Below are 24,917 nucleotides of genomic sequence, written 5' to 3' on the forward strand. Positions count from 1 at the left end.
CGGGCGTCCATCGGTCCATGTTCGCTCCTGCTGTGTCGTCCATGGACCTACCTGCTCACCTCGGGCGCTGGTGTCGATCCCCTGGCCCTTGCCTGCTCTCTCGCCGTAACCTGTTCGACGTTCTAGGCTCTGGCCGGAGGAAGCCTTCTTCTTCGAGTACACGCCTCGCGAGACGAGCGCCGCGGTGCTGGAGTTCTTCAAGGGCTTCAGCGGCTACGTACAGGCCGATGCGGGAAGCCTTCTCCTCCTGGGCCGAGGCGGAGCACGAGAAGGTGCGTGAAGAGCGCGGCCTTTTGCGCAAGGCGCTCGGCTACGCCGTGCGGCACCACGAGGCCCTGCGACGCATGCGGCGACCGCCCGGACCGCGGAAGACGGGGCTCGTGCAGCGGATACGCCGAAGTGCGAATGATCATGTCGAAGCTTGCGCCTCGTCTGCTTGTCATCGGGCCCGGCATTCGGCCAGTTTCAATGAGCGCTTCGGACAATCAAGGGGTGGAGCGCCCGCCAATCTCCGGGAAGCGCTCGTAGGCCCGCAGGAGCGCGTCCAGGTGGGCGGGGTTGTCGAGGTCGAGAGGTGCGTCCGTGAGACGAACAACCCACCCGCCCGTCGCGGTGCGCCGCGCTCGCGAGAGCAGGTCCGCGTCGCGGGCCGGGTCCGGGAAGCCGATGGCTAGGGCGGCGGCGGCGGACCAGTAGTTCAACCACCCGAGGCGATGGGGAAGCTCCGGCGCGCGGATGTGCCACGAGGGCTTGAGTGCCGGCAGCCCTCGGGGTGGAGCCTCCAGGTCAAGCGCCGGATTCTGCGTCTGCTGCGCGATCTCCACGCCCGCGCTGAACGGCGTCGCATGCCCCCAGAACGCACGCGCGCCCTCCGCCACGCCCTCCAGCACATCCGCTGCCGCCGCGATGCTGTTCCCGGTCAGGGGCAGGGCCGCATGCACCTCAAACTGGGCCTGACCGCCTGAGGAGATGTTCGCCGCCGCTTCCCATCCGGATACCGACACCAGGTAGCGCTCGTCGCCGTTGCAAACGAGTGGAAATCCCCGCCCGTTCGGTCTCCCCCGGGCGAGCCATGTCGTGCGATGCGGCAGCGGGATGAACTGCCCCTCTTTGGAAATCGTCCATTCCAGGCGCACGCCAGGGAGCGTGCGTTCCATTTGAAGAACCACGTCCAGAGGGCGGCCATCATCGCTCACGAACTCGGGTGAGTAGACGATGAGGGCGAGTTCATTTTCTTGGGTAGCCGGCATTTCAGCACCAGTCCATGACGACGATGATGCCCCTGAGATTCGGGTCCTGGAGTTCCAGTGCGGCTTTATGCGCTGCGCTGCGCACGCCCACTCGGAAGTCAAATCCGCAGGCCCTCGCGAGTCCGTGCTCGCGCTGCAGTTCCTCCGCTTGATTCTCAATCACAATTCTTCGAAGGGCGACTGTGTACGTGTCGAAGTTGTCGGTCTTGACCTCCCACAGCACGCGCGTGCGGGGTTGCAGTGCGTCGAAGCGCTTCCCGTTGACGAGCACGTCCGAGCCAGGGAAGCCATTCAGCGGAACCCTGTCGGCGCACTGGTTGTGCAGGGCATCGCCGCCCAGGTGCGGCACGGGCTGGGGGACGCACTCGGGCCGGCGCTCTCGCTCCGAGTGCTCGGGTGGCAGAGGGGGAAGCCAGTCCTGCCCGGAGGGCTCCGGCGCAGGCTTCCGTTCCGCCAAGGGCTCCCGAGGGGTGGGCTTCGTCTCAATCACGGGCTCCGCTTCCTCGGAGTAGGGCCGCCGCAGCTCATAGGCCTCCAGCTCCTCGTGAATGGCGACGGCCACCACCACGGCGCCGATGATGACCACCGCTCCCACGAGGATGTACGGCTGGGACAAGAGGCAGATGCCGACCATCGCGGGCACCGCCACCGCGCCCGCGGCGGCCACCGTGCAGCGCCGCTCGGGGTCGTGGAAGCGGATTCTGCGCGTATCGAGCGTGTGGAAGCACCGCTCCACGAGTACGGGCCAGGGATGGGAGGCCTCCTGGACGACGCAGCGCCCCTCGTCCGTCCAGGGCAGGGCCGCCGCTCTCTGGAGGTTGGCCATCCTTGGGTTGCGAGCCACCGGCTCGCCTGGACGAGGCTCCGTCGTCGCGCAGGCGGAGAGAAGGAGCAGCAGTGCGATGCAGGAGCGGAAACGCATGGCCACGTCCTCTCCAGTCAAGCCAGGGCACCGTGGGTCAGGGCTGGCCGGCTCCAGAGTATGCCAGCAGCCCTGATGGCGAGGCCCTGCTGGAGTCCGCCAAGCACATGAGAGAGGCCACCGCCTCAGGGACTAGCTACCTCCTTCGGCGCGGCTGACGCAGACGGCGCTCGCGCACCGATGCTCCAACAGGCAGCGGTAAAGCGGACTTCAGCTCCGTGCACATAGGGCTCGAAGGCGGCACGGACCGTCTCGATGACCTGCGTGCGAGTCCGGTCGTCCGCCTCTTGAAGGAACATCCCGACGGGACCGAGCCGGGTCAGATAACGGACCAGCTCCTTCTCGGGAAGGGTGCAGGCGACATCGATTGGCTGGATATCAATCTCGGCCCAGCCGCTCTCCTCCAGGATGGAGGAGACCCGGCTCGGGTCCGCGAAGGCGAACTGCCCCGGCGCTCCCGGCCGGCGGGCGGGGAGGTTCGGCAGGAGCGGTGCCGCGGCGCGCTCGGCTGTCGTCATGAACGGATTCTCCGCGGCACTCCGCCAGGCGATGAACCGGAGCTCGGCGTCGTGCCTTGCCGCTTGCCGCAGGTTCGCAAAGGCCCGGACAGGGTCGTCGAAGAACATCACGCCGAAGCGCGAGATGAGCAGGTCGAAGCTTGCAGGCTCGAACGCGTGGAGCTGCGCGTTGGCGCAGATGAAGCTTGCCGGCGTACCTTCCCGTTCCGCGCGGGCCCGGGCGGCGGAAATCATCGGCTCCGAAATGTCGATGCCGGTGCAGCGGCCCTTCGCTCCGAGCCGCCGCGCGACGGCGAGCAGGACGCTGCCCGTGCCGCAGCCGACGTCGAGCACTCGACCTCCGGATTCGGCGGGAACCGCTTCGACGAGCAGGTCTTCGAACGGCTTGAACAGCTGGTCGAGCAGCTCCTGCATCTCGACCCAGGTACGGCCGGCGCGGCCGTTCCAGAGCTTCGTCTGCTCGTCATCGGGCGGGTGAGTGACTTCCATGAGCGTCTCCCTCTGCTGACTTGCCTTCAAGAAGTGGAAACCGCACTGTGCCAGTTCAAGTCGACTTGAGGTCAAGAGGATGGGAGACCTGGACATCTCCGAGGTGGCGCGGCGGTCCGGCGTTCCTGCGTCGACACTGCGGTTCTATGAGGAAAAGGGGCTGATCGCCTCCATCGGCAGAAGGGGCCTGCGCCGTCTGTTCGCTCCTGACGTGCTGGAACGGCTGGCGCTGATTGCGCTGGGGCGCGCTGCCGGCTTCTCGCTTGATGAGGTCGCGCTCATGTTCGCGTCGGACGGTCGGCCGCGTATCGACCGGAAGATGCTCGCGGCCAAGGCGGACGAGCTGGACAGGACGCTCCGCAAGCTGACCGCCATGCGCGACGGCCTCCGGCACGCCGCGGCCTGTCCCGCGCCGAGCCACATGGAATGCCCCACCTTCCGCCGCATGCTGCGGGCCGCCGCGTCTGGAACGATGGGAGCGCGAAGGAAGAGGGCTCCGCGGCCGCCGTGAAGTCGAGCATCGAGCTCCTCGAACACGCGTCACCGACGCCCCGTACCGGACAGCGGTACACGCACCCAGGACGGACTTTCAACGAACCACCAGCATGCCTGCTCGCTCCGCCGTGGAAGCTCACGAGGTGCGGGCGATGGCGGGCACCCCCCCGGTGATTACCCTTCGGACGGAAGTCCTCCCTCTCTCGTCGAGGAGACCCTCATGAAAGCCGTCGTGCTGAAGTCCTACGGGGATGTGGATGCGCTTGCCGTGCAGGAGATGCCCGAGCCCCAGGTGGGACCGGGCGAGGTGAAGGTGCGCGTCTCCGCCGCGAGCATCAACCCGGTGGACTGGAAGATTCGCCGGGGTGACCTGAAGGCGGGGATGCCCGTGAAGTTCCCCACCATCCTCGGGCGGGACGTGGCCGGTGAGGTCATCGAGGTGGGACCGGGCGTGGACGCGTTCAAGCCGGGCGACAGGGTGATGGGCCTGGTGAGCGCCGGCTACGCGGAGCGGGTCGTCGCACCCGTGGAAGCCTGGGCGAAGGTGCCCGAGTCGATGGACTTGAAGGACGCCGCCGCGTTGCCCCTCGTCACGCTGACAGGCGTGCAGTTGATGGAAGAGGCGGTGAATCCGAAGCAGGGCGACACGGTGCTCGTCACCGGAGCGCTGGGCGCGGTGGGACGTGCCGCCGTCTTCGCGGCGAAGGCCCGGGGCGTGAAGGTCTGGGCCGGCGTGCGCGCCAGCCAGAAGGCGGAGGCGGAGAAGCTGGGGGTGGAGGGCGTGGTCGCGCTCGAAGCCGCCGAGGAGGTCGCGAAGCTGCCCATGCTGGATGCCGTCGCTGACACCGTGGGCGGCAAGGCCGTGGCCGGAGTGCTGGACAAGGTGAAGCCGGGCGGCACCCTGGGCAGCGTGGTGGGCGAGCCTGCGGAAGCGAAGGGACGGAACCTCACCGTGCGCGCCATCTTCTCGCATCCGGACTCGCGCCGCCTCACGCAGCTGGGGCAGAGCGCGGCGAAGGGAGACCTGGTCATCCCCGTCAGCAAGCGGTTCCCCCTGGACCAGGTGAAGGAAGCCCAGAAGCTCGCGGAGCAGGGCGGCGTGGGCAAGGTGCTGCTCACCAACTGAAGACAGCGGCACATCGCCCATGGCCCATGAGCGCGGTCCACGCCCGCGCGCCGCACGCGGCGCGGCTCAGCGCGGGTGGAACTGCTCGATGGTGATCTCCTCGGCCAGCGCGTGGAGGGGCGCTCCGAAGGTGGTGACTGTGGTGAACCAGTGCGTGGTGACGCCGTCGACGCTGAAGGTCAACGGTACCAGCACGGACCCTGCGCTCCCGGGCATCGGCGGGAGGTCGCGCGCGTCGGGGAACGTGAGCACGCGCGCCAGCACGCGCGCGGACTCGGAGTGGGGGCCGCGCAGCCGGGCGTTCTCCCGCAGCCGGTGGAGCAGGAAGCCCGCCACCTCCTGCCAGTTCCCGATGGCAGAGCGCACCCGTCCGGGTGCGAAGACCAGGTCCATCAGGTTGAGGTGCCCGAGCGCGTCTCGCCCCTCTCCCATCAGCGTGAGCGCGCCGACGTTCGCATCGAGCACCGTCGAGGCCGCGTCGAGCACCAGGGCGGGGTGCGGGTCGTGCGCCTTGAGCATCATCTCCGCCGCCTGACGGAGCTCCTTCAGCGCTTCGCTGTTCCAGCCGCCTTCGCCGAACCGTGGCGCGTAGCCGGCCGCCACGAGCAGGACGTTGCGCTCTCGCAACCCGAGCATCAGCGCGTCGGCCAGCCGCAGCACCATGTCCTGGCTGGGCGCCGTCCGGCCCGACTCGATGAAGGCCAGGTGTCGGGGAGACACCTCGGCGTCGAGCGCCAGGCTGAGCTGGCTCTTGCCACGCAGCGCACGCCAGTCCTTCAACAGCGTGCCCAGCTCGCTGCCGCCGCCCGCCGCGACCGGCTTCCGCGCCGTGACGCGCCTGGCGTCCATCACAGCCTTGTCATCGACGTTACGCACGGCAGACCCTCCTCGCGGTTACCCGATGATGAACCACGCCGCACTTCCCTCCGAGGTCATTGCGGGGTGCCCTGCGGAACTGAAGTCTTCGGGGCGAACCCTCACACCGGAAGTGCCCTCATGGATGACCGCCTCGTCTACCGCCTCGATGCCTTCGCCGCCATCTTCATGGGCGCCGTGTTGCTGGTCTGGGCCACGCCCCTCACCACGCTCGCCGGCTGGCCGCTGCCCCCGGCCTTCCTGTTCGGCGTGGGCCTGTTCCTGGTGCCCTGGGCCGGCTTCAATGCGTGGGTGTCCGTCCAGCCGGCAGTCCCCTTGCGCGCCGCGTGGGTGCACCTCGTGGTCGATGCCTCGTGGGTGCTCGGCAGCGGAGCGCTGCTCGTGGCGTACGCACCGGGGATGTCGGGCGTCGGCGTCGCGCTCGTCGCGGGCCAGGCCGTCTCCGTGCTCGGAGTCTTCACGCTCAAGCTCATGGGGGCCGCTCGCCCCCGTCTCGTTCGCGGTTGAGCCGGAGGCGCTGCCGGCTCCACGCGCCGTCACTCAATCGTGGAGTTCGTCACCACGATGGGCGTATCCGAGTGATTCGAAATCTGGGGATGCGTCACGTACCACGAGCCGCCCGTGTTGTTCTTGATGACCGAGCGGTCGATGCGGATGTCGCCCGAGTGGTCGTTGCTGACGAAGAAGATGGCGCTGCCGTGGGCGTTGACCTCGTTGTGCTCGATTCGCGTGCCGCAGAGGGACAGCGTCATCCTGTCGCCATCGTTGTAGATGGCCCCGCCGCTGCCCCCTCCCGGGGTGCCCTCCCTCGCGGGGTTCGCGCCGTTGCCGATGGCCCGGTTGTGGGAGAAGAGGCTGTTGATGACGGTCCACGACACGCCGATGCTGCTGATGCCGCCACCGTTGGAGCAGACTCCGCCGTAGCCCTGCTTGCCACCGAACGTGGTGTTCACCACGTAGACGGGCCGTCCCTCGTACTGGCTGAACACCCGAAGGGCGCCGCCACCGACGTCGGGCCCGACATCGGCACAGGCGTTGTTGAAGAAGCGGGAGTTGATGACCTTCACGCGCCCACCGCGCACCCAGACCGCTCCGCCTCCGTCGAACTCCGTCTCGCTCTTGGAGCTGGCGTCCACGAACGTCAGGTTTTGGAGCGTCAGCCGGGGATGGTCCTGGTTCTGGCAGTGCGCGGTCGTCCACACCTGCTTCTGGTCGCAGGTGTTCATGTAGAGGATGCGGTGCCTGCCCGCTCCGCTGAGCGTCACCAGGCCCTTGCCGTCGATGACGATGTCCGGCCCCTTGTCGTTGAAGACCTTCGCCGTCCTGTCGAGCGTGAGGGTGACGGGCTCCGGTCCGCAGTCGAAGGTGATGACCCCGCCTCTGGCCACGGCCTCGACGAAGGCCGCACTGGTACAGCTTGCCGGAGTTCCCGTACCGACGACGGTGGTGGGCTTGGAGACGTCAGCGAGGCCCGCCTCGGCCGGGACGCCGCACGTGGCCTCCGCATTCGGATTGCCGGCGGGCGGGCCGTCCTTGGGATTGGTCAGCGGGTTGGGCACGTCCACGTCGTCCTGCGCGTCGTCGCCCGAGCAGCCCGCAGCGCAGGCGAGCGCGAACCCCACGGCCAGCGAGAGGACGGCAGGCGCGGACCACGGACGAAGTCTCTTCTGGTGCATCAAGCCTCCGGAATGGCCGCAGTGTAGAGCGGCGATGGAGCAGAGACGAGCGGGTGTGCCTGTCGGGACGGCGCTCAGGCGTCCTCGCCCAGCAGGAACGGCAGCAATTCCTCGGCGCGCCCCAGCACCTCCTGGTCGAAGTCCGGGTGGCGGGGCTGCATGGGCGTGAGGTTGAGCAGCACCGTCCAGGCTCCTGCGTACTTCGCTCCACGGACGAAGTTCGAGGCGGGCGCCACCGTGCCGGACGTTCCCACCGCCAGGAAGAGGTCGCACTCGCGCAGGGCCTTCTTGGCGGCCCACTCCGCGTCCACCGGAAGCGGCTCGTTGAACAGGGTGATGTCCGGACGGAGGGGCTGTCCGCACCGCTCGCACGGCGTTGCCCGCACGTGCTCGGTGGAGTCCTCGAAAGGGGGCAGCCCACACTCCGGGTTGCCACAGCGGGTGCGCAGCAGCGAGCCGTGCAGCTCGACGACGTCCCGGCTGCCTGCCCGGGTGTGCAGCCCATCCACGTTCTGCGTCACCAGGGTGAAGGCGCGTCCCGGCACCGGCCGGGCCTGCCACTCCGCCAGCGCCAGGTGGGCCGCATTGGGAGCCGCGACCTGGAGGTGCCTGCGCAGCGGACCGAACAGGCTCCAGACCCGGGACGGCTCACGGGCCATCATGGCCGCGTCGGGAACCTCCTCCAGCTCTGGCCGGGTCCACAGCCCACCGGGGCCGCGGTAGGTGGGCAGCCCGGAGGCGACGGAGATGCCCGCGCCGGTGAGGACCACGACGTGGCGCCATGCGGTCGCCCTCAGCCGGTCGCGCAGCCGCCGCAGCTCCTCATCGCTCGTGAAGGCATCCGCCATGCGTGGACTCTACGCCGGCACGGAGCGGGAAGCAGTCACGCGAGCCGGACGACGACCTTGCCGACCAGGCCGCCCTTCTCCGCGACCTCGAAGGCGCGCCGGTACTCGGAGAGCGCGAACACGCGGGTGGGGCCAGGACGCAGCTCCCCTGCGTCGACCTTCCGGCCCAGGGCCTCGAGGGCGGCGGTGGGCGATTGGACGATGACGAAGCGGTGCTGCTGGGAGCGGAACGGGTTCTGGAGGGTGGCGCCGATGAGCTTCGCGGGGCCCGGCTCGAGGTCGACGTAGACGCCCCGGGGCTTCAGGAGGACCCGCGCCTCGCTGAAGGGGAGTCGCGTGGAGAGCTCGAGCACCGAGTCGAAGGTCCTTCCCGACTCCGTGATGGCTTCGCGCTTGTAGTCGACGACGGTGTCCGCGCCGAGCTCGCGCGCCAGTGCCACGCCGTCGGTGCCGCTGACCGCGGTGACCTGGGCACCGGCCCGTTTGGCGAGCTGGAGGGCATACGGCCCCAGCCCTCCGCTGGCGCCGTTGATGAGCACGTGGTCGCCCGCTTTGATGCGGGCGGCCTGCACGGCGGCCTGGGCCGCGAGCCCGACGACGGCGATGGCAGCGGCCCCCTCGAAGTCGAGCGACTTCGGCTTCTTCGCGACGACTCGCGCGGGAACGGAGATGCGCTCGGAGAGGTACCCCACCTTCAAGGAGCCAGGGCCGCCGAAGACCGCATCACCGACCTGGAAGCCCTGCACGCCCTCGCCCACCTGCTCCACCACGCCTGCGAAATCGAGGCCCGGCGTCTTGGGGAACTTCGTGCCACTGAGCAGGCGGGCGTCACCACGCCGAATCTTGCTGTCGAGCGGATTGATGGACACGGCGTGCACGCGCACGACGAGGTGTCCACTGCGAGGGGACGTCGGGGCGGCATCCGACAGCGTCAGGACGTCGGGGCTTCCAAAGCGGGAGTAGGTGACTGTTTGCATGAGCCAATGAATAGGCTCGCGAAGTAATTCACGGAACTTGATGTTGGACAGCGCTAGGCTTCACGCCATGAATGTCTCCGCATTCGACCTGAACCACGCGCGCGCACTGCACTTCCTGCTCGAAGAGGCCCATGTCGCCCGGGCCGCGCGGAGGCTGGGAATCACCCCCGCGGCGGCGAGCAATGCGCTGCGGCGCCTGCGGAGCGACTTCGATGACGCGCTCCTGGTCCGGACGGGACGCACGCTGGTGAGGACTCCGCTGGGGGAGCAATTGCGAGGTCCCGCGAGAGAGGTGCTGGCCGCGGCGGGGCGCCTCTTCGACGTGAGCGCGCCCTTCGAGCCCGGCACCTACGACGGCGAGCTCGTGCTCACCACGTCAGACCGGGTGGCCGAAGCGCTCCTTCCGGCGCTCGATGGACTGCTGACCGCGCGAGCCCCGCGAGCCAGTCTGGCGGTACGCACGGTGACGGTCGACGTGGCCAGCTTCCTGAGAGACAGGGGTGGCCTGGCCGTCGTGCCCGACACCACCCGGGAGCGAGGCCTCTCGACGGAGAAGCTGTTCCTGGAGGACTTCGTCTGCGTGCTCCGCAAGGAGCATCCGCTGCTGAAGGGCGCATGGACGCTGCGGCGCTTCGCGGCCGCGGAGCACATCCTCGTCACCCCCCTGGCGCAGTCTCGCCGTGGGGCCGTGGATGACGTGCTCGAAGCGCAGGGGCTGTCGCGGCGGATAACGCGGGTGGTGACGTCGTTCGCGCTGGCGACGCCCCTGCTCGTCTCCTCCGACCGCATCACGGTCCTGCCGCGCAGCTTCGCGCTGGCTCGGACCCGGGATGTGGAGGTAGTCGTTCGGACGCTCCCCTTCGAGCTGTCCCCCATCGTGATGGAGATGGCGTGGCACCCGGGGCACGAGGGGGACACGAAGCACCTCTGGTTCCGAGGCCTCCTCCGGGACGCCGTGCGTGCCGCGGGGCTTCAGACTCCGAAGTGAGCTGCCGCGCCCTGACTAGATGCGGCCTTCCCGGACGAGCGCCCGGGTCTGCGCGAGGGTCGACAGCAGTGCCCGCTTGTAGCCGCGCTCCTCGCTGTCCATGGCGGCCTGCTCGTTCCGCTCCTGCTCGCTCCCCGGCTCCCCGTTCCTCAGCCCCACCAGGCAGTAGAACTTCAGGTGCAGCGAGCCATCGGCACCTTCGAGCACCTGGTTGACGATGACGCCCTCGCGCGGCCCCTTGACCTGGTGGAAGGACACCTTGCTCTGGGGCTCGAAGGTGATGAGCTCCGACACGTCGGCGCCCATGATGGTGGCCTCACGGAGGATGAACTCCTCACCGTCGACAACCACGTCACACCTCGTGCAGGCGCCAGGCGGCAGGAACAGCCTCGCGTCACGCGCCTTGAGGACAAGGCCCTTCCAGAGCTGCGCGCGGGTGAGCGGGAGCTCGCCTTCGGGGTTCACGGGCACGGTCGCGGTTGAATAGATCATGTCGCGGGTCCTCTTCCGGGGTTCGGGTACGGGCAATGAATAGGCCCACCCTGTCATTCACGGAAGTTGATGTTGGAAAGGGACGATGCTTCAGGATGTGAAGGCCTTGGCGTTCGACTTTGGACCCTGGCCTTCCATGCGCTGCCCGGCGCGCGGCACCCACCCTGGATTTTCTGCATCATCTGCCGCCACGCCGGCTCATCTCCCTTGCCTATGAAAAACCCCACCACCGTCACCTCAAGCCCGCGGAGCAGCCGCCGCGTCTTCACGCTCCTCGGAGCCCTCTTCACCAGCTCCATGCTCATGGCCCAGCCCGGCTGCGGCGATGAGGAGCCCCAGCCCCAGCCAGAGCCCCAGGAGCCGATTCGCGTCCAGGTCCTGGCCTTCAACGACTTTCACGGCAACCTGGAGGCCCCGTCGGGCAGCACCGGCCGCATCCGCGTGCCCGCCGCCGATGGTGGCACCGGCGTGGATGTGAACGCCGGTGGCGCGGCCTACCTGGCCCACCACATCCAGGCGCTGCGGCAGGAGAACCCCCAGAACACAGTGGTCGTCTCGGCGGGAGACCTCATCGGCGCCTCGCCGCTGGCCTCCGGCATCTTCCACGACGAGCCCACCATCGAAGTGATGAACCTGATGGGGCTGGACATCAACTCCGTGGGCAACCACGAGTTCGACGAGGGCTTCACCGAGCTGCTGCGCATGCAGACCGGCGGCTGCCACCCGGTGGACGGGTGCCAGGCGGGTCCGACGTTCCCCGGCGCGAGCTTCAAGTTCCTCTCGGCCAACGTGTTCACCGACGTGGCCACCCGGAAGACGCTGTTCCCGGCCTACAACCTCCGCGAGTTCCAGGGGGTGAAGGTCGCCTTCATCGGGATGACGCTGGAGGGCACCCCGCTCATCGTCAACCCCACGGGCGTGTCGGGGCTCACCTTCCAGGACGAGGCGGACACGGTCAACGCCCTCGTCCCCGAGCTGAAGCAGCAGGGCGTGGAGGCCATCGTGGTGGTCATCCACGAGGGTGGCCTGCCGACGGGCTCCTTCGATGAGTGCCCCGGCATCTCCGGGCCCATCAAGGACCTGGTCGAGCGGTTCGACGACGAGGTGGATGTGGTCGCCTCCGGCCACACCCACCAGGCGTACAACTGCATCATCGACGGCAAGCGCGTCACCAGCGCGGCCAGCAACGGGCGCCTGCTCACCGACATCGACCTGGTGCTGGACCCGACCACGCGTGACGTGGTGGAGACGGCCGCTCGCAACGTCATCGTCACGCGGGACACCGCGCATGCCCCGGTGGCGGCCTTCGTGCAGGACGTCATCGGCAAGGTCGCGCCCCTTCGGGACAGGGTCATCGGCCAGACGGCGAGCGGGCTGGCAGCTCCCGTGCGGCCCCTCCCGGCGGGTACCTCGGGGGAGTCCACGCTCGGCAACGCCGTGGCGGATGGGATGCTCGCGGCCACGCGCAGCGAGCAGACCGGCGGGGCCGTCATCGCCATGCAGAACCCGGGCGGCGTGCGCGCGGACATCAACGCGGGGGACATCACCTTCGGTGAGGTCTTCGCCGTCCAGCCCTTCGCCAACAACATGGTGACGTTGACGCTCACCGGCGCGCAGCTTGACACGCTGCTGGAGCAGATGTTCCAGCCGGGAGGTACCTCCATCCTCCAGGTGTCGCAGGGCTTCGCCTTCAGCTGGAGCGCGTCGGCGCCGAGGGGAAGCAAGGTGGACCCGGCGTCCATCACCCTCAACGGCGAGCCCCTCAACCCGGCGGCGAACTACCGCGTCACCGTGAACAACTTCATGGCCGGCGGCGGTGACGGCCTCGCGGTGCTCCTCGAGGGGAAGGACCCGCGCACGGGCCCCATCGACACCGACGTGCTCGAGGCCTACACGCGCGCCAACAACCCGCTGACTACACCGCAGCTGGGCCGCGTCACGCTCCTTCCGTAACGCGAGGCGGGGAGGGGCCTTGCACGGTGGAGGTCCCTCCCTACCGACACAGCGTGGAGAGCAGCGGCCATGGGGCTGACAGGGCAGCTCTCACAGGGGGAAACCCGGTGGGGCCAGTCAGACCAGGAATATCGAAACGGGACGGGTACCAGGAGCCAACATGGGGGGGATTCGTGGGTGGATGCTGGGGGTGATGCTGTGCTGTGCGGCGGAAGCGGCGGGCGGGGAGAAGCCGTCAGAAGCGTGGTCGAGAGAGGCGCAGACAGCCTTCAACGAGGCGAGCACGCTCTGGGATGCGGGCAGGTACGACGAGGCCATTGCAAGGGGAGAGCATGCGCTGGCGCTGCGGGAGGCTGTGCTCGGGGGGGCCCATCCAGACGTCGCCAGGTGCCTGGCACTACTCGGTTCTCATCACCTGCTGCGGGGGAACTCCGTGCGAGCCGAGCCGCTGCTGCACCGCGCGCTGGCGATCCAGGAAGCAGCAATGGGGAAGGTCCACCCGGAGGTCGCCCAAACGCTCAATACCCTCGCCAGGCTCTACTCGGCCCAGTGGCTGTCCGCCCGTGCTGAGCCACTCTACCTGCGTGCACTGGCGATTCGGGAGGCTGCCTTCGGCAAGAACCATCCACTCGTCGCCGAGTCACTCAACCACCTCGCCAACCTCTACCTGGACCAGGATTTGTATGCTCAGGCCGAGCCGCTTTATGCACGCGCGCTGGCGATTCGGGAAGCGGCCCTGGGCAGGGTCCACCCGGAGGTTGCTCAAACGCTCTACGATTTCGCCTGCTTCTACCTTGCACAGGGGCGGTTCGGCCAAGCCGAGTCGCTCTATAAGCGCGCGCTGGCGATTCGGGAAGCGGCCCTGGGAAAGAGTCACCCCCTCGTTGCCGATCCGCTTGAGTGGCTTGCCTCCCTCTACGAGCAACAAGGGCTGTACGCGCGTGCCAGGCCGTACCATGAGCGCGCGCTGGCGATTCGGAAGGCGGCCCTCGGTGACCACCCTCCCGATGCCGCCGACACGCTCAACAAGCTCGCCGACCTCTACTTGTCCCGGCGGTTATACGCTCGTGCCGAGCCGCTCTACGCGCGCGCGCTGGCGATTCGGGAAGCGGCCCTGGGCAAGAGCCATCCCCTGGTCGCCGCGTCACTCTACAACCTCGCGGCCGTCTACCACGCCCAGGGGTTGTACGGTCAGGCTGAGCCGCTCCACGAGCGCGCGCTGGCAATTCTGGAAGCGGCCCACGGCAAGGACCATCCCGATGTCACCTACTCACTCGTCTCTCTTGGCCGCCTCTACATGGTCCAAGGCTTGTTCACTCGCGCAGAGCCACTCTTCACGCGTGCGCTGGTAATTCGGGAGGCGGCCTTCGGTGAGAACCATCCACTCCTCATCGAGCCGCTCAACCACCTCGCCGACCTCTACGCGGCCCAGGGATTGTATGGTCTGGCTGAGCCGCTCTACGCACGCGCGATGACGATTGTGGAGGCGGTCCTCGGCAAGAACCATCCTTTCATTGCCCCGTCACTCAGGGGGCTTGCCCTCCTCTACACGGCCCAGAGGTTGTACCGCCAAGCCGAGCCACTCCATATGCGTGCGCTGGTGGTTTATGAGGCGGCCTTCGGCAAGAACCATCCCCCCATCGCTGAGTCGCTCAACAGCCTCGCCGACCTCTACTCGGTCCAGGGCTTGCACGGCCGGGCCAGGCCGCTCTACGAGCGCGCGCTCGCCATTCAGGAGGCGACTCGCGGCAAGAACCATCCTAGCGCCGCGAAAACGCTCAACCACCTTGCCGTGGTCTGTCTGGCTCAGCACCGCCTCGCCCAAGCCCTGCCGCTGCTCACGCGCGCTTTCGCCATCTCCGAGCAGCGCCTGCGCCAGGAGGCACTCGGCTTCTCCGAGGAGCACCTGGCCCACTTCCTCCAGTTCCTGCGCGCCGACGAGGAGCGGCTCTATGCGCTGCTGCGCGCCCATCCAGACAACGCCCGCGTCAGACGCCTGGCCCTGGGCGCCGCCTTCCTGCTCAAGGGCCGCTCTGTCGAGGAGAGCTCCAACATCTCCCGCACCGTCTACCGGAGCCTGGGTGCGCAAGATAGAGACGCCTTCGAGCGACTGAAGGGGCTGCGCACCGAGCTGGCCCAGCTGTCACTCCAAGGCCCCGGCGCGCTTCCACCCAAGGCCTACCAACAGCGCCTCGATGAGCTCTCCGCGCAGGGCAGTGCCCTCGAAGCCGACCTGGCCCGGCGCTCCGCCCCCTTGCGCGCGCTGGCCGCGCTGCCGCCTCCCGCGGAGATTGTCGACCGTGTCGCCGCGGCCCTGCGCAGGGACGGTGCCCTCATCGAGCTCATCGCGTACATGGACCGCCCGCTCGTGCCCGGGCCTGGCACGCCCAAGCCCCAGTCCTCCGGACACCTGCGCTACCTGGCGCTGGTGCTCTTCCCGGACGCAACCATCCGCTTCCGGGACCTGGGGCCCGCCGAGCCCATCGACCTCGCCGCCTCGCGCCTGCGTGACGCGCTCGCCAATCGCGACGCAACCTTCCAGGCACCCGCCCAGGCCCTCTACCAGCTCGTCTTCCAGCCCCTGCTTCCGCTGCTGGGAGAGACCCGCCGCCTCTTCCTCTCACCGGATGGCCAGCTCGCCCTGGTGCCCTTCGCCGCCCTGCACGATGGCCACCAGTTCCTCGTCGACGCCTTCGACTTCACCTACGTCCCCTCCGGCAAGGACCTGCTGCTGGCCCCCCAGGAAGCGCATCCCCCTGACTCCGTGGTCGTCCTCGCCGACCCGGACTTCAGCGCCCCGCTTCGAGCACCTGCTCACGCCCAGGAGGACACTCCGGCGCTGACCTCGCGCTCCGCCTCCGCCGTGCGCTCCAGGTCCACGCTGCGCGCGGACCTGGCACAACGGGCCTGGGACCTCGCTCCACTGCCCGGAAGCCGCCAGGAGGCCGAGGCCATCCAGCGGCTGCTTCCGCGGGCCCAGCTGTTCCTGGGCGCCGAGGCCACCAAGGAGCGGCTCCTGCGGGTGCCCACCCCCGGCATCCTCCATCTGGCCACCCATGGCTTCTTCCTGGAGGACGCGCCCGAGGCTCCGGCCTCCCGCGCGGTGGTTGACTTCGGTGCGCTGGGAGAGGGCCCTCTCGCGACGTCGGCCGCTGACCCCCTGCTGCGCTCGGGCATTGTCCTCGCGGGCGCGCGAGCCCCGGCGCCCTCCGGTTCCAGTGCCCCGCAGCTCCCGCCTGAGAGCGCGCTGGTGACGGCACTGGAGCTGGCGGGGCTCAACCTGTGGGGCACCCAGCTGGTGGTGCTCTCGGCGTGTGACACGGGGCGAGGGGACGTGAAGCTGGGGCAGGGCGTGTACGGGCTGCACCGGTCATTCCTCGTGGCGGGAGCGGAGACGGTGGTGATGAGCCTGTGGAAGGTGAACGACGAGACGACCCGCGAGCTGATGGAGATCTACTATTCCAACCTGTTGGCGGGGCAGGGCCGCGCCACGGCGCTACGCGAGGCGATGCGCGAGTTGCGGCAGACGCAGCCGCATCCCCACTACTGGGCGCCCTTCATCGCAATGGGCCGGGATACGCCCCTGCGCCTGCCCTGAATGCTCCCGTGAATGACGACGCTTCACCCATCCAGCACCGAGGACTCCCTCTTGAGAAGAACATCCACTCCCCTGCTGCTGGCGCTCGCGCTGTTCGCCGGCTGCACCGCCACCGCTCCCGACACCGGCTCCTTCCAGCTCGCCGTCTCCGTCCCCCAGGCGCTCTCCTCCTCTGACGTCACCCACGTCCAGGTGACGGTCTCCGCCTCCGACATGACGTCCCTCGTCGTCGACCTGGCCAGGTCCAATGGCTCCTGGGGCGGCCTCATCGGCAACATCCCCGCGGGCTCCAACCGCTCCTTCCTTGCACAGGCTTTCGACTCCTCGGGTTCCCTTCTCTTCCAGGGCCAGACTGCCGGCGTCTCCATCTCCGCCAATCAGATCACCGCCGTCGCCCTCATCCTCCAGGAGGTTTCTCCCCCGCCTCCCTATGGCAACGAGGCTCCTCTCATCGACTCCCTCGTCGCCTCCACCACCTCCGTCCAGACAGGTGCCTCTCTTTCCGTCCTCCGTCCCGGCCGGCGCGTGTAACAACTGCCTGCTCACCGTCACCGTGCAGGACGGCCGCGGCGGGCAGACCTCGGGGACGCTCAACCTCTGCATCGCCTCCTCTTCGACCGAGCGCTTCGCTCCCCGCTTCACCAATTTCTACCAGTCCGCCACCTCCACCTCCCCGGGCCAGACGGTGGCCTTTGACGTCACCGCCCTGGACCCGCAGTCCAGCTCCCTGACGTTTGCCTGGACTGCCAACACCGGCTCGCTGGCCACGGCGCAGAACACCGCCAGCACCAGCCACGTCGTGTGGACGGCGCCTTCCTGTGTCTCGGCAAGCACGACGCCCGGCATCACCGCCACCGTCACCAACGCATTCAACCTGACGGCCACCCAGAGCTTCGCTGTCACGGGGTTGCCGGTCTGTGTCCCCTGGACCTCGACTGGCGCCCTGTCCGCGGCTCGCCAGCTCCACACGGCGACGCCGCTGAACAACGGCAAGGTCCTCCTGTCCGCGGGGATTACCAACGTCCCCCTCACGGCGGCGGAGTTGTACACACCCTGAGCCTCGCGAGTCCTCGGGCTCACATTCTCTCGTCTCACCTTTCTCGCCGAAGGTGGAGGAGCCCTCCTCTCCGCGCACGTTGCGCTCCATGTCGGTGACTTCCTCGGGACGCTCGTCCACGAGGAAGAGGATGCGGTCGACGTCCGGGTGGTCGACGCGGAGTGGCGGCCAGACGTTACGTCCTGGGGCTCCAGCGCGGCCACGCTGGAGTCCCCCGGCTCACCGCTCGGGTCCGGTGCGCCGTCCTGGAGGGCTTTTCCCTGCACGCCAACACGCACCTGCTCTTCACCGGGATGGAGCTGTTACGGCGTGTGGCGTCGCGGGTGCCTCCGCCTCGGACAAATCTCACGAGGTGTCACGGAAGCAATCCGAAGGGGTGCGCGCCATGTGGAGCACCTGGGGTTGCCCATGGCAGGTGCGAGCCTGGCCCCAGCGCGAGGGCCACCCTGTCGAGGCTTGCGCCGCCACAGAGCCAACTGGCCCAGACTCCTGCCGCGCACCTGATGGGAGGCGGCCTGGGCATGTGTGTCCCTCAAGGGGCTGCACGGGCTCTACACCGGCCGGGAGCACAAGTCGGGCGCTGGAGCCGCTGGCTATGGACCGCCGTCTCGAGCCGCGGGGCCCGAGGTGGCAGGGCGTTGCCGAGTCATGAAGGGGAAGTAGCACGCGCCCCTGTATTCAACGCCGCCCGAATCAGCACAGTCCTTCAGGTCCACGGGCAGCTTCGTCCAACAACCGCCGTTGATGGCGACCTGCACCTTGCCGGGACAGCGGCCGTAGCCGTCCGGGCGCCGCTGCCCTGGGAAGGGTTTCGGTGGCACGTCTACCGCGATGGAGGGCCACACGGAGGGGGCTCGCTCGGGAGCCACCGGCGCCGTCAGGACGGAGTCCCCGACGGCCACGGTGCCGGCATCCTTCGTCTCTTCCTGCTGCGCGAGGTGCGACGTCGTGGGCTCCTCGGGGGGGCTCACGCTCCGCAGCCCCCCGGCGCTCAGCGCCAGTGCGCCTGCGAAGCCGGCGGCGGCGAACCAGGGCCACCTGCGCATGGGAGGAGGGCGCCGCACCGTGACGCGCTGGGGGAGGGGAAAGAGGCCCGCGGGCCGAGGCTCTTCTCCCGTGAAGAGCGGCGCATCCGCCTCACGTCCCGCGTTGCGCGCGGCCTGCTCGAGCGCTTCCGCCACCTCCCGCGCGCTGCCTCGCGCCTCGGGGCGGGGCGAGAGCATCCGGGACACCAGGGCGCTGAGCTCCGGAATGCAGTGGGGGTTGCAGACTCGCGCCGTCCAGTGCGCCAGCTCCTCGGTGCGCCAGAGCCAGGCCTCCGCCTTCTCCCAGGGGTGCGCGGACGGAGGGTACTTCCCGGTGACGAGGCGATAGGCGGTGACACCCAGGGCGAAGAGGTCATCCGCGGGCCCCGGGGCATAGGGGACGGGCGGGGGCTTTCGGGGGCCGAAGACGAAGCGCCACGCCTCGGGCGAGCGGTAGGACGGGGTTCCGGGAGGAAAGAGCTGAGAGGTGAGGGTGGAGGCGCCCAGGTGGTGTCCTGAGCCGAAGTCCATGAGGAAGGCCTGGCCGTCCGCGCGGCGGACGCGGACGTTGTCACCCTTCACATCGCGGTGGAGGCCTCCGGCCGAATGGGTGGCGTCCAGGGCGCGGGCCAGCCGGGCCAGAAGCTGAAGCACCTGCCGCGAAGACGGGCGCTGTGCCTGGGCCCAGTCATAGAGGGAAACGCCTTCGACCCACTCCATGACGAGCCAGGCGTAGGAGACGCCCTCGTGGGGCTGCCAGTGGCCACTGTCCAGGAGGCGTGGGACGGCGGGGTGGTGGACGCGGGAGAGCAGCTCGGCCTCGCGCGCGAAGCGCGCATTCCCTGGGTAGAGGGCCAGCTTGAGGGCCACGACGTGCGCGGCCTGCTGCTCTGCGAGCACGGCGCGGTAGACGACGCCGTAGGCGCCCCGGCCGCGCTGCTCCAGCAGCTGCCACGGGCCGAGTCGCGTCCCCGAGGGCAGGCTTGCCGGATCGAGGTAATCAGACGCCATGAGGTACCTCGTGAGGCGGTCCGCACCGCAGCCGAGGAGACTACTCGCGAGGTAGTGGAACTCCAACACCATCCAACGAGTATCCGCGGCGGCTGAAGCACCAGCCGAGGACTTGCTGTGGTGACACGCCGGACACGGGCCGGGCGTGCCGCCTACAGCTCGCGGTCCGCCTCTTCCTGGAAGGCGCGGTACTCGTCGCGCGTCGTGTGCTCCAGCGCCTTGGCGCTCAGCTCCTGAAGGCTGCTGGCGAGGACCGTCTCCGTCCCGGCAGTACGAGCGTCGGTGCGGCTACATGACTCCCAGCGCGTGCGGCGGGCCCACGTGCACTTGAGCTACGAGGCGCCCTGAAGAGCCCCGGATGCTGCCCAGGTGTGGGGTGGGCAGCCAACGGACGCCAAGAGGCGGTGACTCCAGGAACCGGGGCCCCTGAGGCACCCGCGCCAACCCGGGGCGAGGGTCCTCAGGCGGCCCGCCTGCTCCGGGCTCACGGCGGGGCTATTGGCCTCCCGTGCCGGTGCTCCACAGCGGCTGCCCCGACGGCGAGTAGATGACCACGTTGCCGTCGTTCTGGACCGCCAGGCTGGAGCCCGGGTTGCCATACGTATTGGTGTGCCAGATATACCGGCCGAGGCCCGTATAGATGACGAGGTTGCCATCGGTCTGCATGTACGTGCCGTAGCCCGCCTGGTTCGCGGTTCCAGACGACCAGATGGCGGTATGGGAGGAGCCGGTAGGCGAGTAGGTCACCTTGTAGAGGCGAAGGTTCCCGTCCAGCGCGTGTTGGAGATAGAAGCGGGAGTCGCACGACCAGAGAGTTTGACCCCGGTCGAGGCCCTTGCCGGCGGGAAGATGGCCGCAGCCCCCCGGAGAAACCGCGTTCGTCCAGACGCGGCTGCCGTACTGCTGGGTGGCTCCCTCCATGTCGCTTTGAGACAGGGCCGAGGTGTTGGTCCCGCCGCAATGGGGGTACATCATGATGGAGCCGCTATCGTAGGGAGTGATGGGCCGTCCCCCTCCGCTCTCCGTGCACGAGGAGCCGGCCTGGCTGAACTCGTGGCTGAATCCGAGCGCATGACCCAGCTCGTGCATCAGGAGGCCTGACAGCGGCCAGCCGGTGCCGGGGTTGAACGCCACGCTGTAGATGGTGAGCGTGCGAAGCTCACGCGGCGTGGAGGGAGGGAGCGCCCGGGCAAGGGTTGTCGTGCTGGTGGCGTAGTTGACGTCGAATTCAACGTTGGTGTTCGCGCTGGTGCAGTTGGCGTCCTGGCTCGGGACGTAGACGAAGTTGACGAGCGCCTTCGCGGCCCAGGCGGCGCCAGCGACGCTCATGGCGTTGATGACGGCCTGCTTGTTGTTGTTGAAGTTGTTGCTGATGCAATAGGTAATATTGAGCTTCTTGTTGTCTGGCCAGACATCGTCGGCGTACGCGTTGTACGGGAAGGCGGTGAGGGCGCCGTTCGGCGGATACATGCGCTCCCAGGCCTGCCGCAGCTCACCGATGCTATACGCAGACATGTCACCGTCGTAGACGTACACGCCATCCGCTTCCTGGTGGACGGTGCCGAGGAACTCCTCGAACGTGACGGTCCGTCCGGCGGTGGTGGTGACCGGCTCGCCAGCCGCCTCATCGGGTGCCGCGTCGCAGCCGCCGCAGACAATGCTCATCGCCAGTGCGGCGCGTACAAGGGTCCTGGACTTCTTCATGGGTAGGTCCTTCCGATAGACGCGACGGAGCCGGGCCCAGCCACGCGCATCGGCTGCGTGCTCTGGCCCCTACCGTCGAAAGTGATGAGCCGGCCCGGCCGACAATGATGCAAAGAATCTTCGGGCCGCCCGAGCTCTGTGCTTTGCGGTGGAGACCCTGGGCACCTTCGGGGATGACCGCATCGGCTCCGAGCGGCACTCCAGCCGCGAGGGCGAGCTGCCCGAGCGGGCCGGTGAGCAGCTCTCCCTGAACATCCATTCGCGGGGGCTGCTTCGGTTCCAGCACAGCCGAACCCGCCCCCGAGCTTCGAGCGGGCTATGGCTTCGGCTCCAGCCCGTGCAGCGGAGCGTCTCGGCCCAGCGCGATGAAGGGAGCCCAGTAGTGCGGGTGGGGCTGGGTGGCCCGCAACCAGAGCATGGCCTCGCGCAGGGCGGTGGCGCGGCCCTGACCCGCGAGCAGTCTCTGGTAGTAGGCCTCCATCAAGTGCCGGGTGGTGTCGTCGTTCACCTTCCACAGCCCCATCACCACCGTCTCGGCCCCCGCCAGCACGAGCGCGCGGCGCAGCCCGTAGACGCCCTGGCCTGGCTTTACGTCGCCCCGGGCGGTGTCGCAGGCGGATAGCACTACCAGTTGGGTGCCCCACAGGTTGAGGCCCGCCAGTTCCAGCGCCGTCGCCAGCGCGCTGTCGGGCGGGGACTGGGGCGCGCCGGAGGCGGAGGGCGCCGGCGCATTCGCCCCCGCGAAGAGCAGGCCGGAGCGCAGCAGCGGGTCCGAGGGGCGTGGAGCAAGAGGGGCCTCGCCCAGCGCACCGAAGCTGCCGACGGCGCGGGTATTCGTAGAAGCCGGGGCGTCATCCAGAAAGAAGCCATGCGTTGCCAGGTGGAGGATGCCGGGGGTGGGCACTTGCAGCAGCCGCTGTTTGGTGGCCTCCGGGCCCAGGAAGAGCTGGGCCTGGGGCAGCAGGCGCTTGATGGCCTCGGCCTCCTGGCGGGAGCCTGGCAGGGGGACGAGGTTCCAGTCCCGCTGCGCCAGCTCCTCACGCCGCGTGGAGAAGAAGCGATCAACGGAGGTGGAGCGCTCGGCTGGCGCGGGAGCCTCTTCCTTGGAGCGCGCGGGTGCCTGGGGTGGGGCGCTGAAGTCAGGGTCGGCCAGGACGACGACAGAGGAAGCGGGGACAGGCTGCTGGGGGCGAGGCAGCAGCTCCTTGCCGGAGGTGAGGTAGGTGAAGTCGAAGGCCTCCACGAGGAAGCGCTCGCCGTCGTGCAGGGCGGCGAAGGGCACCAGGGCCAGCTGTCCATCCGGCGAGAGGAAGAGGCGGCGGGCCTTGCCCAGCAGTGGAAGCAGGGGTTGAAAAGCGAGCTGATGGAGTGCCTGGGCCTGAGCCTGGAAGGTGGCCTCGCGGTTGGCCAGGGCGTCTCGTAGGCGCGAGGCGGCGGAGTCGATGGGTTCGGCGGGGCCCAGGTCGAGGGTGCGAATGCTGGCGTCCGGGAAGAGCACCAGCGCCAGGTAGCGGAGGTGGGGCTCTGGGACGCCGGGCCCGCGCGCGAATGGACGGTCCTGATAGGTGATGAACTCGATGAGGGCACCGTCCCTGGGCAGGGCCTGGGCGACCCGGCCGACGATGTCAGCGGGAGACGGCAGCGCGGCCAGCGCGCGCAGGGGGGCGGATTGCCTGGCGAGGTCGGCTTCGAGGGCATCCCCCTGCGAGGCAAGCGCTTTGAGCTGTTGTTGGTGGGCAGTCAATGGGAGCGAGCCAGGGCCCTGGAGCGAGCGACTCGCCAGCTGGGTGCGCAGCCCGCGCAACCGCTCGAAGGTTTCGCGCTCCTGGGCGCCCAGGCGCTGGTAGACAGCACGGTAGATGTCCGCCGTCTCCTCGACGGAGCGGCCTTTGAGCAGCAGGGTGGCAGACAGGGCCATGCGCCTGATGCTGGCGTTTTCGGGGTGTGCGCGCAGCAGCGCATAGAGCAGCTCCTCGTCGGTCCGCAAAAGCTGGAGGAAGCTGGCCAGGCGCGCCTCGGAGAAGCCGAGTGCCTCCTTGCGCAGGCGCTGCTCGGACATGGCGAAGGCGCGCGTGAACAGCGGGACGGCCGCGCCGAGGCGCTTCTGGCCCACCTTGAGCAGGGCGAGGTGGTTGAGTGAGACGGCGACGTAGGGATGGTTCTTGCCAAGGGCCGCTTCCCAAATGGCGAGTGCGCGCTCGACGAGCGGCTCGGCCCGGCCGTACAACCCCTGCTCACGGTAGCGATTGGCAAGGTTGTTGAGCGAGGTGGCGATGCTGGGATGGTTCTTGCCGAGGGTCGCTTCGTTGATGGCGAGCGCGCGCTCGAAGAGCGGCTCGGCCCGGCCGTGCAACCCCTGCGCAGCGTAGACGTTGGCGAGGTTGTTGAGCGAGTTGGCGACGTAGGGGTGGCTCTTGCCCAGCGCCTCCTCCAAAATGGCGAGCCCACGCTCGTAGAGCGGCTCGGCCCGGCTGTACAGGTGCTGGGCCACGTAGAGGTTGGCGAGGTTGTTGAGCGCGATGGCGACGTAGGGATGGTTCTTGCCGAAGGCCTCCTCCCAAATGGCGAGCGCGCGCTCGCGGAGCGGTTCGGCCCGGCCGTACAGCCCCTGGGAATGGTAGAGGCCGGCGAGGTCGTTGAGCGAGTTGGCGACGTCGGGATGGTTCTTGCCGAGGGCCCCTTCGCCAATGGCGAGCGCGCGCTCGAAGAGCGGCTCGGCCCGGCCGTACAACCCCTGCGCACGGTAGATGTTGGCGAGGCCGTTGAGCGAGGTGGCGATGCTGGGAGGGTTCTTGCCGGGGGCCGCTTCGCCAATGGCGAGCGCGCGCTCGAAGAGCGGCTCGGCCCGGCCGTACAACCCCTGAGCATCGTAGAGGTTGGCGAGGCTGTTGAGCGAGGTGGCGACGTCGGGATGGTTCTTGCCGAGCGCCGCTTCCCGAAGGGTGAGCCCGCGTTGAAGCAGTGGCTCGGCTCGGGCGAAGTTCCCCTGGGTTTGCTGCAACCCACCGAGCAGGTCCAGACAGCTGGCGACGTCTGGATGCGAGGCCCCGAGCACCGCCTCCCGCAGCACGCGCGCATGTTCACCCTGCGCCACAGCCTCGGCGTACTTGCCCGCCTTTTCGAGTGTTATCGCTTTGTCATAGGCCGTCTGCGCTTCCTGCAGCCGTGCATCCGGCGGGTTCTCCCCGGCCGCCGCTTTTGCTGCACAGCACAGGGCCACCACTGCCATCCACACGAGAACCTGTCGCATGTCTCCCCCTTGGGCCCACAATACGGCCATCCACCGTTCAACAGCCTCCACCCCAAGAGCCGGTGACCCGCAAAGTCATGCAAGAACATCCGCGGATTCCTGCTCACGCCGCACCGTGGGGACACCAAGGGCGCCTATCTCCCTGGTTTTTCTGCATGAACGTCCAGGTCAGCGCATCGGTGGCGAGCGCGGGGCGTAGCTCCTCCTCGCGCAGGTCGTCCGGGTCCTGCCGCTGTCGCACCGCTCCGTGCGACACTTCCGGTGCATGTTCCCCGAAGACCCACCCGTCGTGCTTGGCCGCAGTCGAGCCTGGCGCCTCCAGCTGTTCGCCTGGCGCGTCGTCATCGCGCTGTCGGCCCTGTTGCTGGCGCGGTCGACCGAGGACCTCTCCATGCCCGGCGCGCTGCGCTGGACGCTGGTGGGCGTGGTCGCGCTGCTCGCGGTGAGGCCGTCATGGGACCTCAGCCGCACCGTGAGCCTCGACTCCCTTTATCTGGAGCGAGGCTTCTCCCGCCAGGCGTGGGTCGACCTCACCTCCGTGCAGCTCGGGCCCCGCGAGAGCCCGCGGCGGGGGCCCTCCCTCGGGAGCGTCACGCTGCACTTCAAGGGCCATTTCGGCGACAAAGCCGTGTCCTTCGGGCGCGAATGGCCGCTGGAGAAAC

The 24,917-nt window shown here is 68.7% G+C and carries 18 protein-coding genes and 1 pseudogene; 7 read left to right on the plus strand and 12 right to left on the minus strand.

Annotated features, from left to right (window positions below; genetic code table 11):
* The 4 genes from G4D85_RS48830 to G4D85_RS10160 form a co-directional block, all read right to left on the minus strand.
* The coding region (locus tag G4D85_RS48830) for a hypothetical protein (RefSeq protein ID WP_205525496.1) at window positions 1-201 on the minus strand (201 nt) is incomplete at its 3' end.
* 284 nt (window positions 202-485) lie between these two features.
* Entirely contained in the window at window positions 486-1,250 is a 765-nt protein-coding gene (locus G4D85_RS10150) for a DUF5953 family protein (RefSeq protein WP_164010606.1), read from the minus strand.
* A 1-nt stretch (window position 1,251) separates the two neighbouring features.
* A complete protein-coding gene (locus G4D85_RS10155; RefSeq protein ID WP_164010608.1) occupies window positions 1,252-2,172 on the minus strand; it encodes a DUF6310 domain-containing protein in 921 nt (306 codons plus the stop codon).
* A gap of 125 nt (window positions 2,173-2,297) precedes the next feature.
* Entirely contained in the window at window positions 2,298-3,179 is an 882-nt protein-coding gene (locus G4D85_RS10160; protein WP_164010610.1) for a class I SAM-dependent methyltransferase, read from the minus strand.
* 79 nt (window positions 3,180-3,258) lie between these two features.
* Between G4D85_RS10160 and G4D85_RS10165 the strand changes: the two genes are divergently transcribed.
* Window positions 3,259-3,690, plus strand: a complete 432-nt coding sequence (locus tag G4D85_RS10165; RefSeq protein WP_164010612.1) for a helix-turn-helix domain-containing protein — start codon at window positions 3,259-3,261, stop codon at window positions 3,688-3,690.
* A 204-nt stretch (window positions 3,691-3,894) separates the two neighbouring features.
* Window positions 3,895-4,800, plus strand: coding sequence for an NADP-dependent oxidoreductase (locus G4D85_RS10170; RefSeq protein ID WP_164010614.1), 906 nt, complete (start codon window positions 3,895-3,897; stop codon window positions 4,798-4,800).
* 66 nt (window positions 4,801-4,866) lie between these two features.
* Here G4D85_RS10170 and G4D85_RS10175 read toward each other — a convergent pair whose 3' ends face one another.
* Window positions 4,867-5,676, minus strand: a complete 810-nt coding sequence (locus G4D85_RS10175) for an MmyB family transcriptional regulator (protein ID WP_240359189.1) — start codon at window positions 5,674-5,676, stop codon at window positions 4,867-4,869.
* Between the two features lie 120 nt (window positions 5,677-5,796).
* Here G4D85_RS10175 and G4D85_RS10180 point away from each other — a divergent pair, with 120 nt between their 5' ends.
* Window positions 5,797-6,183 carry a hypothetical protein gene (locus tag G4D85_RS10180; RefSeq protein ID WP_164010615.1) on the plus strand — a complete coding sequence of 129 codons (387 nt, stop codon included), beginning with the start codon at window positions 5,797-5,799 and terminating at the stop codon, window positions 6,181-6,183.
* 29 nt (window positions 6,184-6,212) lie between these two features.
* Here the strand turns inward: G4D85_RS10180 and G4D85_RS10185 are convergent, their stop codons facing one another.
* The 3 genes from G4D85_RS10185 to G4D85_RS10195 form a co-directional block, all read right to left on the minus strand.
* On the minus strand, window positions 6,213-7,352 hold the full coding sequence (locus G4D85_RS10185; RefSeq protein ID WP_164010618.1) for a hypothetical protein: 1,140 nt from the start codon (window positions 7,350-7,352) through the stop codon (window positions 6,213-6,215).
* A 74-nt stretch (window positions 7,353-7,426) separates the two neighbouring features.
* Window positions 7,427-8,200: an SIR2 family NAD-dependent protein deacylase gene (locus tag G4D85_RS10190; protein ID WP_164010620.1), complete on the minus strand. Its 774-nt coding sequence runs from the start codon at window positions 8,198-8,200 to the stop codon at window positions 7,427-7,429.
* 35 nt (window positions 8,201-8,235) lie between these two features.
* Complete coding sequence (locus tag G4D85_RS10195) at window positions 8,236-9,177, minus strand: NAD(P)-dependent alcohol dehydrogenase (protein ID WP_164010622.1); 942 nt, start codon at window positions 9,175-9,177, stop codon at window positions 8,236-8,238.
* A gap of 67 nt (window positions 9,178-9,244) precedes the next feature.
* Here G4D85_RS10195 and G4D85_RS10200 point away from each other — a divergent pair, with 67 nt between their 5' ends.
* Window positions 9,245-10,165, plus strand: coding sequence for a LysR family transcriptional regulator (locus G4D85_RS10200; RefSeq protein ID WP_164010624.1), 921 nt, complete (start codon window positions 9,245-9,247; stop codon window positions 10,163-10,165).
* Between the two features lie 15 nt (window positions 10,166-10,180).
* On the opposite strand, the gene G4D85_RS10205 is transcribed toward G4D85_RS10200, so the two are convergent.
* Complete coding sequence (locus tag G4D85_RS10205; RefSeq protein ID WP_164010626.1) at window positions 10,181-10,657, minus strand: AtaL-like protein; 477 nt, start codon at window positions 10,655-10,657, stop codon at window positions 10,181-10,183.
* Between the two features lie 213 nt (window positions 10,658-10,870).
* Between G4D85_RS10205 and G4D85_RS10210 the strand changes: the two genes are divergently transcribed.
* The 3 genes and pseudogenes from G4D85_RS10210 to G4D85_RS50715 all read left to right on the plus strand — a co-directional run.
* Window positions 10,871-12,610: a bifunctional metallophosphatase/5'-nucleotidase gene (locus G4D85_RS10210; RefSeq protein ID WP_164010628.1), complete on the plus strand. Its 1,740-nt coding sequence runs from the start codon at window positions 10,871-10,873 to the stop codon at window positions 12,608-12,610.
* Window positions 12,611-12,770: 160 nt separating this feature from the next.
* Window positions 12,771-16,208 carry a CHAT domain-containing tetratricopeptide repeat protein gene (locus G4D85_RS10215; RefSeq protein WP_205525497.1) on the plus strand — a complete coding sequence of 1,146 codons (3,438 nt, stop codon included), beginning with the start codon at window positions 12,771-12,773 and terminating at the stop codon, window positions 16,206-16,208.
* Window positions 16,209-16,220: 12 nt separating this feature from the next.
* A pseudogene (locus tag G4D85_RS50715) lies at window positions 16,221-17,133 on the plus strand (hypothetical protein); the annotation flags it as partial.
* A 725-nt stretch (window positions 17,134-17,858) separates the two neighbouring features.
* Here the strand turns inward: G4D85_RS50715 and G4D85_RS10225 are convergent.
* The 3 genes from G4D85_RS10225 to G4D85_RS10235 form a co-directional block, all read right to left on the minus strand.
* A complete protein-coding gene (locus G4D85_RS10225; RefSeq protein WP_205525498.1) occupies window positions 17,859-19,301 on the minus strand; it encodes a serine/threonine protein kinase in 1,443 nt (480 codons plus the stop codon).
* Between the two features lie 495 nt (window positions 19,302-19,796).
* Window positions 19,797-21,005: a matrixin family metalloprotease gene (locus G4D85_RS10230; protein ID WP_164010630.1), complete on the minus strand. Its 1,209-nt coding sequence runs from the start codon at window positions 21,003-21,005 to the stop codon at window positions 19,797-19,799.
* A gap of 316 nt (window positions 21,006-21,321) precedes the next feature.
* Window positions 21,322-24,255: a CHAT domain-containing tetratricopeptide repeat protein gene (locus tag G4D85_RS10235; protein WP_164010632.1), complete on the minus strand. Its 2,934-nt coding sequence runs from the start codon at window positions 24,253-24,255 to the stop codon at window positions 21,322-21,324.
* Window positions 24,256-24,917: the final 662 nt, after the last annotated feature.

Source organism: Pyxidicoccus trucidator (assembly GCF_010894435.1).
GTDB lineage: Bacteria > Myxococcota > Myxococcia > Myxococcales > Myxococcaceae > Myxococcus > Myxococcus trucidator.